Below are 15315 nucleotides of genomic sequence, written 5' to 3' on the forward strand. Positions count from 1 at the left end.
CTATATCAATTTTCCTTGTTTTATCCTTTGCGCATTTTGCTTTACCTTATAGTTGATGTATACATTCAGCAGTATTCCGAAAGGAATGGCGATGAGGGTATAAGTTTTGTTGGGGGAACCTTTAAAAAAATTCCATTTTTTGGCAAAAACACATGAGGATATATAATGTACTGAGTTCTTTAGTACTACTTTTTTATTAATCCCATACTTCATTTTCATTTTTCTGTATTCAATGAATGAATTGGGATTCTCTTTATATCTTTTGTATAATCCGTTGGACAATCCGTCCTGTTGGTATTCTATAATACAGTATATGTCATTTGAAAGAAGAAATTTATAATCCTGATCAATCAATGGAAATATCCAGCTTACTTCATGAAAAATCTCATTTTCAAAATATGGGTAAGGCAGATATTTTTTGTATTTTTCGGTATCAAAAATATATTTCTTGTCTCCTTTAATTTTATAATGATCTACTAAATCAGAATAGGTAGATTCTTTGATATCCGGTAAATGCTCACCTGCTACAGAACCGTCTTCATAAGCATCCAAACCGATAATTCCTGCAGAATTGCTTTTCTTATTGGTTTTCCAGAATTTTAATATTTTCCGTATCCCATCGTCAGGCATATAATCATCGGAATCTATACAGGTAAATAATTCAGTATCAATATAATCTAAGGCTAAAATCTGGGCTGCAAGTTTCCCTTTATTTTTCTGATAATGATATTGTATTTCGATCTTGCCTTCTTCTATCCAATTTTCAACTTGGGAAGCAGTATTATCGCTTGAGCCGTCGTCTACAATGATCCACTTAAAATCCGGATTGCTTTGATTGCACAAAGAGTCGTAAAGCCTTTTAAGAGTCTTTTCTCTGTTAAAGGTTGGGGTAAAAACTGTAATCGACTTCATTATTGACCCAGTTTTTTAAATATTTTATCAAACTCTTCAACCTGATTCTTTTTACCGTAATTATTGACAATCAACGATTTTCCATTGTTTGCAATGAATTCGTATAATTTTCTGTCATGATAAAGTTTACAGACGTATTCATAATAATCATCTACGTTATTATGAGTTGTGATATATCCTGTAAAATTGTGTAAAATGTAATCCGTAACGCCGCCTACAGGATTGGCAATAACCGGCATTTCAAAAGCCAATGCTTCCATGATGACACGCGGTAAACCTTCAGTATCAGACGGATGAATCAAAATATCACTATTTTTAAAAATACTGTAAGGATCTTTTTGATTCAAAAGAATCTCTACATTGTCATCAAGTTTAAACTGACTAATTTCATTACGGATCTTTTTCAAAAAATTCTCTGAAACGGGCGTATCATAAACTGCTCCCATTAAGATTATTTTAAAATTAATGTTGTTCTCTTTTAATCTTTTTGCCAAAGAAATAGACACATCCTGCCCTTTTGCCGGTAAAAAACCACCGCAATGCAAAATGACCATCGGATCATTATCCTTACGTTCTTCTCTGCTGTTTTTATATTGTTCAACTTTTGTTAAATCAATAGCATTTGGAACGACAAAAATCTTTTCTAAAGGAGCTAAACCTCCCGTATAGATCGCCTGTCTTGTGGATTGAGACACTCCGATAAAGTAATCGGAATTATACTTAAACATTAATTTTTTAAGAAAACCAATAGAATTATAAGCGAACCAGCCTCTTGCGAAATAGGCGATCTTATAATCCTTCCCTTTTTTTAAGATAGAGTTGGTTTTAATATTATTGATAATTACTACATCAGGTTTAAAGGTCTTCTGAAAATTATTAAATTCTTTTTTCAGTCTAAACCAATCCAATAGAAATAAAGTGATATTTACAAATATCTTAACCGGATTTTTGGAGCTGAAAATTGCAATGGGGGTATCATTTTTCTTTAATATCTTGATAGAGATACCATTAGCTTTTACATCATCAATAAATTCGTTGCAATTACCCCAGAAATCTACGATAACCGAATTATGCCCCTCTTCATTTAGTCTTTTAGCCAATTCTATAGTACTTTTACGAGCACCACCATGAATTTGAACGGCTTCAAGGAAAATTATATTCATTTTTTATATCACTTTAGTAATAATCAGATAAAAATTGAGGTTATAGTTTTTTTAAAGCTTGAATGAATAAATAATTACAATATTTTCAGAGTTATTAAGCTCTATAATGCTGCTCTTATTTTCATTAATTAAGAAGATTTCTTTTCAAATCTGTGTGGTCCGGCATCAATAGTGATAAGGTAAATTATATTTAGGAAACAAAACAATTTCACAAACGTAATGCTATAAAATTATATTTTTGATTCATATATTTCTTTATCTAAAACAAATATACAAAAAAAACAATATATCACAACTGATAGAATAAATTAACGTTTTAATTATTCTTAACACACTGATTGCTATGAAGAAAATTATTATTTCATGAAAAATCTTTTAAAAAATTATGAATAATTTCGTATTCTAAATTGACCTTAGATTCATTCCAATTCAAGGCTGTATCATAAAATCCTAAACACTGATCATAAACATAAGGCTGAAATCCGTAACTGATTTCTACCACTAATGGCTTATCCTTAGTATCAAATATAAAATCATACGCCACACATATCATATTAAGCTGTTTAGCTGCTTTAAAAGCTATTTCTACTGCATCCAAATTGAACGCACCCGGTGCAAACTCAAGCATTCCGCTGCCGGAAGCTCTAAAATCATTATCTCTTGTATTTCTTTTCAGATAAAAACATTTATCACCAATAACAATGAGCCTTATATCGTACGTCAGATTAGGAATAAACTCTTGAAAATAAACGTAGTTTCTCTGTTTTGGAAAGACTTTGTATTGTTTGTCCACAAAAATGCCTTTAAAACCCCATTTTACCACTCTCAGAAAATTATGTTGCGTTTTCTGTCTCCAGAACCTTTCGATAGTATCAGTAAAAACCGTCCAAGAATCGAAGGCTGCGAAACCACTTCCAAATGCCTGTTTTACTATCTTTCTCGCCTGTTCATTTGTTCTCACAAGCTTTACATTGATTGATCCTGCGCCTCCTTTTAATTTAAAAACTTTCGGGAACAATGTATTTTCTATATACTTTTCAGCTTCTTTCTGATGATAAAAAACATCTGCTTTTACCAATGGGATATCGAGTGCTTCCAAAAGATACTTTTGTGCCACTTTATCATCAAAATGCCAGTACGTATCTTCATTAGGAAACGTCTTTATACCGATCTGGTTGATAGACCTGAATAAAGTTTTTGCATGGAGCATATCCTCAAAATAATTCTGATTAAAGTGCCACATAAAATGCGTTACCTTATTCTCTTTTATCTGCTTAATAATATCGTTATCAAAAGCATTTAATAGCACATAAGGTATCTTCTTCTCTTCCAGATATTCAATCCAGCGATCAGAAAAACTTCCTTTACGATGATGTATTCCTATCTTCATTTCTTTCTGTTAAAAAATTTATAATATAATCCTCCACCCATCACACATCTTGCTAAAGACAAATTGATAGCAGCTCCCAATACAGAGTAAAAATGTATCAACGGATAGGCTAAAACAAACCCCAAAAGAGAAGCAAATAATGTGTTTTTCATTACCAGCTTATCTTCACGGTGTATGATAAAATAATTAAGTCCGAAAATATTATACAGTGTATAACCGAGCAGCCCTATCGCTAATATTAATAGTACCCAAAAGGCATTATCGTAGCTTATATTCAAATACCAGAAGATTACTTTATTTAAAGCTAAAACCCCGATTATCATTACACTTATGGTAACCAACATCATTTTTTTATACCATTGAAATGCATCTTTTTTGCGATTTAAGAATGGGAAAAAAACACGGGAAAGAATTTCAATTAACGTTACAATCAGATTTACTACCGTTAAAATAGCCTGATAAATACCCACCAATTTGGCTGTTCCTAAAATTCCCAATAAGAAAGTGCTGGTATTATTGTATAACGTTGGCACAAACTGATTGATGAAAATCGGCGAATTAATTTTAATCGTTTTAATGACTGTTTTATAGGGCAGAAGGATAAATTTCAGCTTATATTTCTTTACTAATAAATATTGCCCCACTAAACCAGCTCCAATATATCCGGCACTCTGCAAGAGTGGATAGATCCAGAAATCACTTTCTTTTTTAATGAAAATAAAAACACATAACGTGAAAAAAAGTTTAATTCCTAAATTTAAATATGTGATATAACGCATTTTTTCAATGCCCTGAAAAAACCATTCAGGAAATAATACGTATCCTAATAAAAGTAAGCTTGTATAGAAATAAATTTCTTTGTTTTCCCAAAACGGAGGATATAAAAAGACTGCTATAGCAATTAAAATCCAGGAAAGTAATAAGAACAGCGTTTTAATGGTTAAAACTTTACTGTAAATAATATTCAGCTTTTTCGGACTGTCTCTATTGAGAGCCACATCACGGGTCGCTGTAATTCTAAAGCTAAAATCAGTCAGCGCCGTAAAATAAGCGATCAACGATGCCGAAAAAACAATAACTCCATATTTTTCGAAACCTATTACTCTTAAAATATAAGGCAGAGTGGCCAATGGAAGCAACATCCCTATTAACTGCAATGCAGATAATGAAACGAAGTTTTCCAACAGCGCTTTTTTGTCCTTAGTATTAAAAATATTTTTTATTTTGTTGATCATTATTTTAAAGTAATCGTTTCGGCATTATTCTTAAACTTTTGACCATAGCCAGTTGCGCTTTTTGATGCTGTATTTCCTATTTTCTTCAAATCTATATTCACATTTACCTGATGCGGAGCTCCTTTAAATGATCTGAATTTTGCTGTAGAATTATTTTGTGAAGAAAAGTTACTTACACTGATATTTCCATCTAACTTAGGAAAACCCTGATCAAATTTATCTCTGGTTACCGCCATTCCAAAGCCTATTTTAGAACCGTTATCTCTAAAATTGTTTATTGTAATGGAAATTGCTTTTTGTTGTTTACCAACCATATTTCCGGGTGAAATTATGATTCCGTAGTTGCCGTTATTTTGGGTTTCTATGTTAGTTAGCTTAACATTTTTAACGTCGTAAGCATTGCTGTCCGGCTCAATATCAATTCCCGCCTGAGGATTGGTTCCTGATGTATTGGCGATGTAAGCATTTTCTACAACCAAATTGGTTACTCCTCCGATAGTTAATCCGTTTCTGCGGTTGTCTTTTAAGATGGTATTCTTAAGCGTTATATCTGAAGAATTTCTATTGTTTCTGCCACCTATACAAATCCCGTCGCCCCAAGTGCTTTCGATGGAAGATCCGATGATATTGATATTTGTGGATGATAAAATGTATATCCCCATTCCCCATTCTCCGGTAGTCGACAAATGTTTATGTTTATCTCCGATCAGACTCGGATAATAAATATCTACATTCTGAATATTGAATAAATTAAGGATTCCGTTACGGTCTTTACTATTCGGTTTCATAATCAACTTTGAATTCTTCTGAAAAAGAATTTTTTGATTTGATTTTAATGTTAACCCATTTTCGTTAACCAAAATCGGAAAATCCGGCATAACAAGCGTAGAATTTTCGTTGATTCCTTTTTGAATTAAATCCGTATAGTCTTTATCGCCTTTGTTGGAATATCCTTTTGGCAGATACAATGTAAGATCTTTTGCCGCTTTAAAGTCTCCACTTTTGACAGTCGAATAACCTGAAAAACGGTCTTTAACATAATATTGAGAACTTCCAAAAAAATATATCAATACGAAAAATAACAATATTACCTTTTTCATTTTGCTGAATTTAATTTATTAATCATTGTAAAAAATGGTATAAATACAACCAAGTTGATAAACAGTGTCGCAGAAAGGGAACCAATATTAATCATCATTGAAGTTGCACAGCCCAATGCTAGAATAACATATAAAAAGAACAATACCGGCGACTGTGTAGAATACGCTTTTGCCTCAAATTTAAAAGCCAAAATGCTCAGTATAAATATATATATGTAAAAGAAATAAATAGAAAAATGGTACAATCCTGCTACCGACACCGGCACAATCTGATCTCTCGAACGCCCAGCTCCGTAAATCTGATTATTGAATTTAATGTTGGTCTTATAATTATCATTTGAAAATTTAGACAACACAGGAATGTTTTGCGTAATATCAGAAACAAAGTAATAATACTGGTCAAAAACACTTACCTGATTCTTTTTGTAGGAATCATATCCGATCGCATAATTGCCGACTCCTCCAAAATAAGCATTCAATTGATGAAGGCTGAAAAAACCTCCCACATCAGCTTTTTTTGCATTTCCGGAAAACTTCGCCAATGAAGCCAACATTAATATAAGTCCAAAGAAAACAGACGTATAAGTGACTACTTTTCTCTTATAAGTCGGGTAAAAATAAATCAATAAAAGTACCAAAGGAAATGTAGCATATACAATACTGAATCTACTAATCCCAATAATAATCGTGGCATTTATTATTACAACAAATACCGACAGCATAAGCTTTGTCCTTTGTTTTACCTTAAATGAATTGATTACTGAAAAGATAAAAACAACGATATATGCCCTCATCACCGGAAACATGATACTTACCAACGGAGAAACACTCTCCAGATCACCGGAAACTTTAAGCTTCAAATACTTTGCAATATCCCATACAAAACTTAACTTCTGTAGAAAGCTTCTGTTGGTTACAATAATCAATATAAAAAGTAAAAACAGACCGGTATTAATTGTATTTAACTTTAAAAAATTTAATTGTCTGGTCTTTTCTTTTATCTCTTTCGAATATGTACAGATATGATAAGCAATTAAGATAAATAACAGCTCGACAAGCATCATCGAAACCGCGTAAGGTTCGTTGACGGTTGTACTCCCGAATCTCAGTTTATCATCAGTTAAAAAAAGGCATGGAATAACAATATATCGTATAATCTGCTGAACAGTAATGATCCAGAAAATAAAATACGACTTAAGCTTTACAAATATATCTGAAATAAATAATGCAAAAAATCCCAGCCCTATCGGTAAAAAATACACATCTGAATATGAGGTGTTCGTCATCTTTCCATAGATCACAAAACCTATGAAAAAAAACAAAAAGCTTACAATGAATAAAGCTAATTTTGGTGACAATCTATTTACCTCCATACCCAACTAATACTTCTACTCTCTTAACTATACTGTATTACAGTCTAGAATCACATTCTTCTAAAATTCCCTTTACATCATAAATCACTCCTCCTTCTTTTAGATACTTACGTAAATCCAAATTCATGAACTCATTATGTGCAACAGTAAGAATAATCGCATCAAACTTTTCATCGGGAATCTCATTAACAACCGTAAGACCATACTCATGTTTTACTTCCGCAGGATCTGCCCAAGGATCAAAAGTCGTCACTTGTAACGCATAATCCTCAAGCCCGGTAATTACATCTACCGCTTTTGTATTACGTACATCAGGACAGTTTTCTTTAAACGTTATTCCTAAGTTTAAAACTTTAGCATCATTGATGGTAAGCTTCTTTTTAATCATCGTTTTCACCAACTGTGAAGCTACATACTGCCCCATAGAATCGTTAAGACGACGTCCAGCCAGTATGATTTCCGGGTGATAGCCGTTTTCTTGTGCTTTTTGCGCTAGGTAATAAGGATCTACTCCAATACAGTGACCACCTACTAATCCGGGCTTGAAGGGTAAAAAGTTCCACTTCGTTCCGGCAGCTTTTAATACGGCGTGAGTATCAATTTCCAAAAGATTGAAAATCTTTGCTAATTCATTAACAAAAGCGATATTGATATCTCTTTGTGAATTTTCAATTACTTTGGCAGCTTCTGCAATCTTGATTGTTGGTGCCAAATGAGTTCCAGCAATGATCACAGATTTATATAAACCATCTACTACTTCTCCAATTTCGGGTGTTGAACCAGAAGTCACTTTTAAGATTTTTTCTACAGTATGTTCCTTATCTCCCGGATTAATACGTTCCGGAGAATATCCTGCGAAAAAGTCTTCGTTAAATTTCATTCCTGAAACTTTTTCCAGAACAGGAATACATTCTTCTTCAGTAGCACCAGGATATACGGTAGATTCATAAATTACAATATCTCCTTTAGACAATACCTTACCTACAGTTTCTGAAGCTTTATATAAAGGCGTCAGATCGGGACGGTTATGTTTATCAACCGGAGTTGGAACTGTAATAATGTAAATGTTTGCCTCCTTAATATCGTTGATATCATAAGAGCAGTACAATCCATTTTTATCGGCTTGATTAAAAGGGTTTTCCTGTGTTAATATAGGCTTCAATACTTCGGGTTCTACCTCTAAAGTACTGTCTACCCCTATATTCAGTTCCTCAATCCTTTTTTTATTGATATCGAAACCTACAACCGGATACTTGGTTGCAAATAATCTACCCAAAGGCAGACCTACGTATCCTAATCCGATAACGGCAATCTTAAATTGTTTTTCCACAAAGATTCGGTTTAAAAATATTTATTTTAAATTTTCCCAGTACCAACTGATAGCTTCCTGTAAGCCTTGTTCTATAGTATGGGTAGGCTGATATCCTAATAATTTTTCTGCTTTTTCAACCGAAGCTAACGAGTGCGGTATATCACCGACACGGTTCGGACCATGCGTAGCATCAATCCCGGCAATTTTTTCATCGAATTCACTTAAATATTTTTTAAGGTATCCAATAAGATCATTCAATGTTGTACGATCACCTACCGCTGTATTATACACTGTATTGATTGCTTCCGGGTTTTCTGTCAACATTGCCAGTTCATTCATCTGAATGACATTATCAATGTAAGTGAAGTCACGCGAATAATCTCCTGTTCCATTGATTTTGGGAGATTCATTATTCATAAATTGTTTTATAAACAAAGGAATCACGGCTGCATACGCTCCGTTGGGATCCTGTCTGCGTCCGAATACGTTGAAATATCTTAAACCGATACACTGCATTCCGTATGTTTTTGAGAATACGTCAGCGTATAGTTCATTTACATATTTGGTAATGGCATATGGCGATAATGGTTTCCCGATTACGTCCTCTACTTTAGGTAATGAAGCAGAGTCACCATAAGTTGATGATGAAGCAGCATATACAAAACGTTTTACGTTGGCATCACGCGCCGCGATCAACATATTTAAAAATCCTGAAACATTCACATCATTACTTGTGATAGGATTTTTAATAGATCTTGGAACAGAGCCTAATGCCGCCTCATGCAATACATAATCTACATTTTCAACTGCTTTTTGGCAAGTTTCCAAATCGCGTATATCTCCTTCAATTAATTTATAATTTGGGTTTTGAAGAAAAGGCTCGACATTATGACGGTGACCTGTTTCAAAATTATCTAAACAAACTACAAAATAGCCTTTGTTTAGAAAATATTCCGTTAAGTTAGAACCGATAAAACCAGCTCCGCCTGTAATTAAAATTTTATGCATTTCTATGATTTAAACATTTTCTTCCACCAACTTTTCTTATCATTTTGACCGTAGCCATATCCGTAGCTATAGTTATATCCATAGCCGCCTGCGCGCTTCGAAACATCGTTAATGATAAAAGATACATTCGTTAATTTAGATTCCTTCACCTGATCATTGGCAAAATCTACCAGTATATTTCTTGATATTCCGGATCTTACTACATATAAAGTTGCATCTGCAGCATCAGCAATACTTAATGTATCCGAAACCAGCATAAGCGGTGCAGAGTCAATAATAATATAAGCATATTGAGACGACATCTCCGAAATAAGCTTCTGATATCTTCCATTTGAAAGCAGTTCCTGAGGATTTGGAGGAATTGTTCCTGCATAAATGACATCACATGCAGGATTGGTTGTTGATGTATGGATAAGATCGTCTACATCTACCGAATCATCATATAAATATTCTGTAAGACCTTTTCTTTTCGTCGGTTCGCTATCATATCTCTGGATCTGCGGATTACGAATATCCGAACCAATCAAAAGAGCTCTTCCGTTTTTATTGGCTAAAGTAAGAGCAAGATTTACGGATACAAGGGTTTTTCCCTCACCTTTTACCGAAGAAGTCACCATAATAACTTTGGCAGAATCTTTTACCGGTAAAACAAATTTAAGGTTGGAAACAAGGACCCTGAATGCTTCCGCCAACTCTGAAAAGTCGTTTTTCTGAACCAAATGGTTTTCTTTATCTTTAAGTGATGGTATATCAACCAATACTCCCAGCCCGGAACGTTCTTTAATATCATCTCTTGTATAGATTTTGTCATCAAAACCAAATAACAAATAGAAAATTGCAAAAGGAATTAATAATCCTAAGAAAAAGGCTCCCGGAAGGATAATACCTCTTTTAGGCGATACCGGAGTATCTTCTGTAAATGCAGGATTTACAATTTTGGCTTTCGGTACATCTACCGATAGGTTGATTGCATTTTCTTCTCTTTTTTGCAATAAGAATAAAAATAACTGCTCTTTAAGGTTTTGCTGACGCTCAATTCCCCTGTATACTTTAGATTGACCGGGAACTTTTTCTATAACATTATTACTGGTTGTGATTTGATTTTGAAGTTGAGAAATACCAGCCTGTACGGTTTCTTTCTGCTCACGAATGTTATCACGGATAACATCTTTCAATGAAGCAATTTCTCTGTTCATTTCAATGACAGCAGGGTTTTCATTGGTTGCCTGCTTAAGTGTCTTATTTCTAGTGATAAGAAGCTGATTGTATTGAGAAATCGATTGCTCCAATGAAGGATTCAACCCCAGATTAGACGGCATAAGCTGATTGTTACTTTTTGAAGCTTCTGCAGTAAGAGAGTTCAAAAGATCAAGCTGTGTCTGCTGAAGAAGAAGAGTCTTAGTATTCTCACTTGTATTCTGAAGTGCTAATTCTGCCTGCGCCTGCAAATCAACGATACGATTGCGGTTTTGAAAATCTTCTTTCTGATTTTCTACCCCGGAAAGATCTTTGGTAATAACCTCTAGTCTTTTATCAATAAATTTCTGAGTATTCTCAGCCTGTAAATTTTTATCTTTTTGGCCATCTAAATTATACTGTTTGGTCACTTCGTTAAGAATAGCCTCTGATTTTTCCGGAAGAGATCCTATAAGGCTAATATCCATCAACATTGCCTTTTCATCCGGTAAATTTACCTGTATCTTTTTTTCGAGTCTTTTTACCTTCTCAATCGGATTCCAAAAAATAATTTTATATTCTGATTTAAAAGCAAGAACAGGATTTCTTTGTAAAACTACTGTTCCAAAATCCAGTTGCAAAGGAATATTGAATTTCCCTTTAAAACTTCCTTTCTTCTCACTCTTAAGGATAAACTCATCGCCCTTTACACCTGTTACCGTGTATTGAGAAGATACAAATTTTTTATTATCTTTATTATAAGTGACTATTTTTGCGGTGATAGGAGCATTGCCAAACAGCTGCGAATCTTTAATTTCCCCTGAATTGTAATATTCTACATTCAGATTAAGATTTTGTACTACCTGCATCAGTATTGGTCGTGAATTCACAACCGCAGCTTCGCTTTTTAACTCATCAGCATTCCCAAGGCCTATTCCGAGATTATCAAGGTCGGCTAGCGCTGAGGAAAGATCATTTTGTTTTTTATCAAATTTAAGGGTAGTTTTAGACTGATACTGAGGTACACTGTATCTAAGGTAAATATAAGCACCTGTTACAAAGACTAAAATAGAGGCAATAAACCAAGGCCATTTATACAGGTATTGAGAAACAGTTTTCCTTATGTTTAATTTTTCGTCCTTTGTTTGAAATTCTATCTGCTGCATATTTCTTATTATCTTGTTAAAGCAACAATAAGCGTCCCCGCCGTTAGTAATGCGCCAATAATCTGGAACGTTAAAGCTCTGTTAGGATTAGTGTTTGCAAGAACTTGCTTATTTTTATCCGGCTGCACATATAATATGTCGTTTTGCTTTATATAGTAATAAGGCGAACTTACAATATCCGATCTGGTAAGATCAATCTGAACAATCTGATCAACCCCATCATCTCCTGTACGGATAAGTTTAACATTGGTACGATCTCCATAATCAGTCATATCACCCGCTAAACCTAATGCCTGAAAAATATTGATCTTTTGGGAAACACTTTGCTTCTGCCCAGGATCTTTCACTTCTCCTAAAATACTTACATTGAAGTTTTTCAGGGTAATTGACACCATAGGATCTGCAAGATATCTCTTCAGACGAGACTCAAGGTCTTGTTTTAGCTGCACCTGAGTCATTCCTTTAACGTATACATTTCCTAATACCGGAAAATATATATTTCCTTCTTCATTTACTAAATACTCACTTGGCTGTACATACTGATTTATTCCGGTACCCGAATCACTTCCTACCTTGTTTGTCGTATTAAGATTAAAAGGTTTTACTGCAATTTCGTCAAGTGCAGAAACAAGAATCAGAAGAACGTCCCCTTCCTGAATATGCAACCCTTGAAACTTCGCCTTGTTAACCTCTTCCGTCATGTCATGATTTGACATGTATACCATATTCTGCTTTGGCTTACATGATAGTAAAGTAACCGATAACAGCATTAAATATATAATAATTGTAATTTTCTTCATATGATATTCATTCTACGTCTTGTAAGCTTGTAAGTTTCTAGGCATACTTAAAAGTAGCCGGTCTTATTTTTTTTGATCGATATTAAATATATTTCACTGCAAATCTATCATTGATAAAAAGAAAAAAAACTACTACAAACTCACTTCTCGATCGTAAAAGTTTTAAATAAAAGCATAAAAAACATTATGCCGTATAATTGCAGTATCCTTGATAATATCCTTGATACTAAAATCAAAAAATTAGAGTCTACATTCATCTTTAAAAAAAAGACTTTAAGGCTCAATTTTGAAAATGTACAAGATCCAGCTATTTATATTTTTATCTTAATAAGACTTATCACTTACAAGTGAAAAGTATTTTATTTTAATGTTAATTCTTTTTCTAGCAATTTTCATTCCGATTTTAGGTAAAACAGTAAAAATATTTGTTTATTTTTAATTTATATATAGTATAATTTTAACTATGTTACTGATACACTTTATTTTCCGTTACTTTATCCAACACTTCAAATTCTGAATTATTACTTATAAATTCCGGAACTATGGTCTTTAAAATTTTAACCACCTGCAATCCGTCTTTCTTTATAGCTGCCCGCATAATTTGTTTGCACAAAAATTCTATATCTTCAAAGTCCATCAACGGGTCTTTCGATATCATGATTTTCTCATGATGTGTAGGAATCGTTGTAGAATTGTCGGTCAAAAGCTCCTCATATAGCTTTTCACCAGGTCTTAAGCCAATAAAATCAATTTTAATATCAACATCAGGGGTATACCCTGACAATTTTATCATTCTCTTTGCCAGATCAAGAATTTTGATTGGTTTACCCATGTCAAAAACATAGATCTCACCTCCCTGCCCCATTGTTCCTGCTTGAAGCACCAACTCGCATGCTTCAGGAATAGTCATAAAATAGCGGATGATATCGGGATGCGTAATCGTAACAGGGCCACCTTTTGCAATTTGTTTCCTGAAATGTGGTATTACCGAACCGTTGGAGCCCAGCACATTCCCAAAACGTGTCGTAATAAACTTTGTACAATTATCATTGCAGTTTTGTAAAGACTGTACAAAAAGTTCGGCTGCTCTTTTTGAAGCCCCCATAACATTGGTAGGATTCACAGCCTTATCTGTGGAGACCATCACAAAGCGGTTAACATTAAATTTTTTGGATAATAAAGCTAAATTTCTGGTTCCTGCAATATTTACAAAAATAGCTTCGTGCGGATTATCTTCTATAAGAGGTACATGCTTGTAGGCTGCCGCATGATAAACTATTGAAAATTGATGATCCTCAAATAATTTTTCAAGTCTATAACTATTTGAAATATCTGCCAGTATAAATTTGAATCTTTGGTTTGGGAATCTTTCCAACAATTCAAGCTTCAGTTCATGTAAAGGAGATTCGGCCTGATCGACTACAACAATAATTGATGAATTCAACTGGGCAACCTGTCTTACAATTTCACTTCCTATAGAGCCGGCACCTCCTGTTACCAAAACACTTTTATTAAAATGACGGCTTCTTACATCTTCACTTTTTATTTTAATAGGTGTACGGTCGAGTAAATCTTCAATCTGAATCGGGCGTATTTCTCCAATAATTCCGCCTTCATTTATTTTATTAATTACAGGTACTTTTAACACTTTCAACCCTTTGTCTAATGCGAGAGCCGTCCATTCTTCCATATCCGCCTTCGTCAACACTTCTTTAATTAAAATAGCATCAAATTGCTTTGTCAAATGAGTACTTGTAAGAAATTCCTTTTTACTAAAAATTTTATGTCCAAGTAACACAGCTTTTTTACAATCCGATCTTGTATTAAGAAATCCTGCTAATTGATAAGGATGTGTTGGATTGTGAATAATGGCATTTGCTAATGATACAGATTCATCTTCTATTCCTACGACAGCAATTCTTATTTTGGATGAAGTATTCTTAGCACCTATAAATAAACTGAAAAACTGCTTAGTAAGCATCCTGAAAAAAAACATCAGAAAAATAGAAATGAAAAAAAACAAGAAAAGTCCCGGATATAAATACACTGATTTACCTAATACCGATTCTGAAATAAAATTTAGCCCCAACAATACAAAAAGTGTACTACCCGATGACCATACAATTTTAAAAAAATCAAAAAAAGTAGAATGCCTTACAATCCCTGCATATGTTTTGAATAAAAACATAAATAAAACGTTAACAGCGATAACTGCCAGTATTTTTTCTTTACGATATTCAATAAAATTAATTTTTACATTCAGATTTTTTAAGAGCAAATGTGAAATTAAGATAGAAAAAGAAATGATTGAAATATCGATAAAAAAAACTACCCATCTAGGTATATATCTTAACTCTTTGATTTTAAAAACATTCCCCATACTACAAATAGACCAAAAATATTAATCTTATTTAATTCATCATTTGGTGGCTTGTTTTATTTGACAAAGATAAATAATTATTATTAATATTTTCACTCTCATATGTTAATTTCATTTAAAATATGATTTCAATAGGTAATTTTTTTTCAAAAAAAGATACAAAATTTAGACAGTAACGTCCATGAATTCTTAGATATAGCAATTCAAATTTTAGCATAACTGTAATAATAATTAAGATTTTAAAATTGCAGGAATACACTTTGAATTTTCTACCGAACGGTTCGATATATCGTCTTGAAT

The 15315-nt window shown here is 33.3% G+C and carries 11 protein-coding genes; all 11 read right to left on the reverse strand.

Annotated elements, in window-relative coordinates:
• The gene (locus EG348_RS21325; protein ID WP_123984938.1) at positions 1 to 912 is read right to left on the reverse strand and encodes a glycosyltransferase family 2 protein; all 912 of its coding nucleotides are present in this window, start codon (positions 910 to 912) and stop codon (positions 1 to 3) included.
• Positions 912 to 2075: a glycosyltransferase family 4 protein gene (locus EG348_RS21330; RefSeq protein ID WP_123984939.1), complete on the reverse strand. Its 1164-nt coding sequence runs from the start codon at positions 2073 to 2075 to the stop codon at positions 912 to 914. The genes EG348_RS21325 and EG348_RS21330 overlap by 1 nt, the downstream gene beginning before the upstream one ends.
• 361 nt (positions 2076 to 2436) lie before the next feature.
• On the reverse strand, positions 2437 to 3465 hold the full coding sequence (locus tag EG348_RS21335) for a RimK family alpha-L-glutamate ligase (RefSeq protein ID WP_123984940.1): 1029 nt from the start codon (positions 3463 to 3465) through the stop codon (positions 2437 to 2439).
• Complete coding sequence (locus tag EG348_RS21340; RefSeq protein ID WP_123984941.1) at positions 3462 to 4700, reverse strand: oligosaccharide flippase family protein; 1239 nt, start codon at positions 4698 to 4700, stop codon at positions 3462 to 3464. Before EG348_RS21340 ends, EG348_RS21335 begins: the two co-directional genes overlap by 4 nt.
• Complete coding sequence (locus EG348_RS21345) at positions 4700 to 5800, reverse strand: right-handed parallel beta-helix repeat-containing protein (protein WP_123984942.1); 1101 nt, start codon at positions 5798 to 5800, stop codon at positions 4700 to 4702. The genes EG348_RS21340 and EG348_RS21345 overlap by 1 nt, the downstream gene beginning before the upstream one ends.
• Positions 5797 to 7173: a hypothetical protein gene (locus tag EG348_RS21350; RefSeq protein WP_164463332.1), complete on the reverse strand. Its 1377-nt coding sequence runs from the start codon at positions 7171 to 7173 to the stop codon at positions 5797 to 5799. The genes EG348_RS21345 and EG348_RS21350 overlap by 4 nt, the downstream gene beginning before the upstream one ends.
• Positions 7174 to 7210: 37 nt before the next feature.
• Positions 7211 to 8503, reverse strand: a complete 1293-nt coding sequence (locus EG348_RS21355) for a nucleotide sugar dehydrogenase (RefSeq protein WP_123984944.1) — start codon at positions 8501 to 8503, stop codon at positions 7211 to 7213.
• Between the two features lie 21 nt (positions 8504 to 8524).
• Positions 8525 to 9493 (reverse strand): SDR family oxidoreductase, encoded by a 969-nt coding sequence (locus tag EG348_RS21360; RefSeq protein WP_164463333.1) that lies wholly within the window; start codon positions 9491 to 9493, stop codon positions 8525 to 8527.
• 2 nt (positions 9494 to 9495) lie between these two features.
• Positions 9496 to 11835, reverse strand: a complete 2340-nt coding sequence (locus tag EG348_RS21365; RefSeq protein WP_123984946.1) for a GumC family protein — start codon at positions 11833 to 11835, stop codon at positions 9496 to 9498.
• An 8-nt stretch (positions 11836 to 11843) separates the two neighbouring features.
• Positions 11844 to 12635: a polysaccharide biosynthesis/export family protein gene (locus EG348_RS21370; protein ID WP_123984947.1), complete on the reverse strand. Its 792-nt coding sequence runs from the start codon at positions 12633 to 12635 to the stop codon at positions 11844 to 11846.
• A 466-nt stretch (positions 12636 to 13101) separates the two neighbouring features.
• Complete coding sequence (locus tag EG348_RS21375) at positions 13102 to 15015, reverse strand: polysaccharide biosynthesis protein (protein WP_123984948.1); 1914 nt, start codon at positions 15013 to 15015, stop codon at positions 13102 to 13104.
• Between the last annotated feature and the right edge of the window lie 300 nt (positions 15016 to 15315).

It is taken from the genome of Chryseobacterium sp. G0201 (assembly GCF_003815655.1).
Lineage (GTDB): Bacteria > Bacteroidota > Bacteroidia > Flavobacteriales > Weeksellaceae > Chryseobacterium.

Bases quoted from the DNA above. Each gene is read 5' to 3' on its own strand.
- EG348_RS21325 (WP_123984938.1), bottom strand. From the start codon at position 912: ATGAAGTCGATTACAGTTTTTACCCCAACCTTTAACAGAGAAAAGACT.
- EG348_RS21330 (WP_123984939.1), bottom strand. From the start codon at position 2,075: ATGAATATAATTTTCCTTGAAGCCGTTCAAATTCATGGTGGTGCTCGT.
- EG348_RS21335 (WP_123984940.1), bottom strand. From the start codon at position 3,465: ATGAAGATAGGAATACATCATCGTAAAGGAAGTTTTTCTGATCGCTGG.
- EG348_RS21340 (WP_123984941.1), bottom strand. From the start codon at position 4,700: ATGATCAACAAAATAAAAAATATTTTTAATACTAAGGACAAAAAAGCG.
- EG348_RS21345 (WP_123984942.1), bottom strand. From the start codon at position 5,800: ATGAAAAAGGTAATATTGTTATTTTTCGTATTGATATATTTTTTTGGA.
- EG348_RS21350 (WP_164463332.1), bottom strand. From the start codon at position 7,173: ATGGAGGTAAATAGATTGTCACCAAAATTAGCTTTATTCATTGTAAGC.
- EG348_RS21360 (WP_164463333.1), bottom strand. From the start codon at position 9,493: ATGCATAAAATTTTAATTACAGGCGGAGCTGGTTTTATCGGTTCTAAC.
- EG348_RS21365 (WP_123984946.1), bottom strand. From the start codon at position 11,835: ATGCAGCAGATAGAATTTCAAACAAAGGACGAAAAATTAAACATAAGG.
- EG348_RS21370 (WP_123984947.1), bottom strand. From the start codon at position 12,635: ATGAAGAAAATTACAATTATTATATATTTAATGCTGTTATCGGTTACT.
- EG348_RS21375 (WP_123984948.1), bottom strand. From the start codon at position 15,015: ATGGGGAATGTTTTTAAAATCAAAGAGTTAAGATATATACCTAGATGG.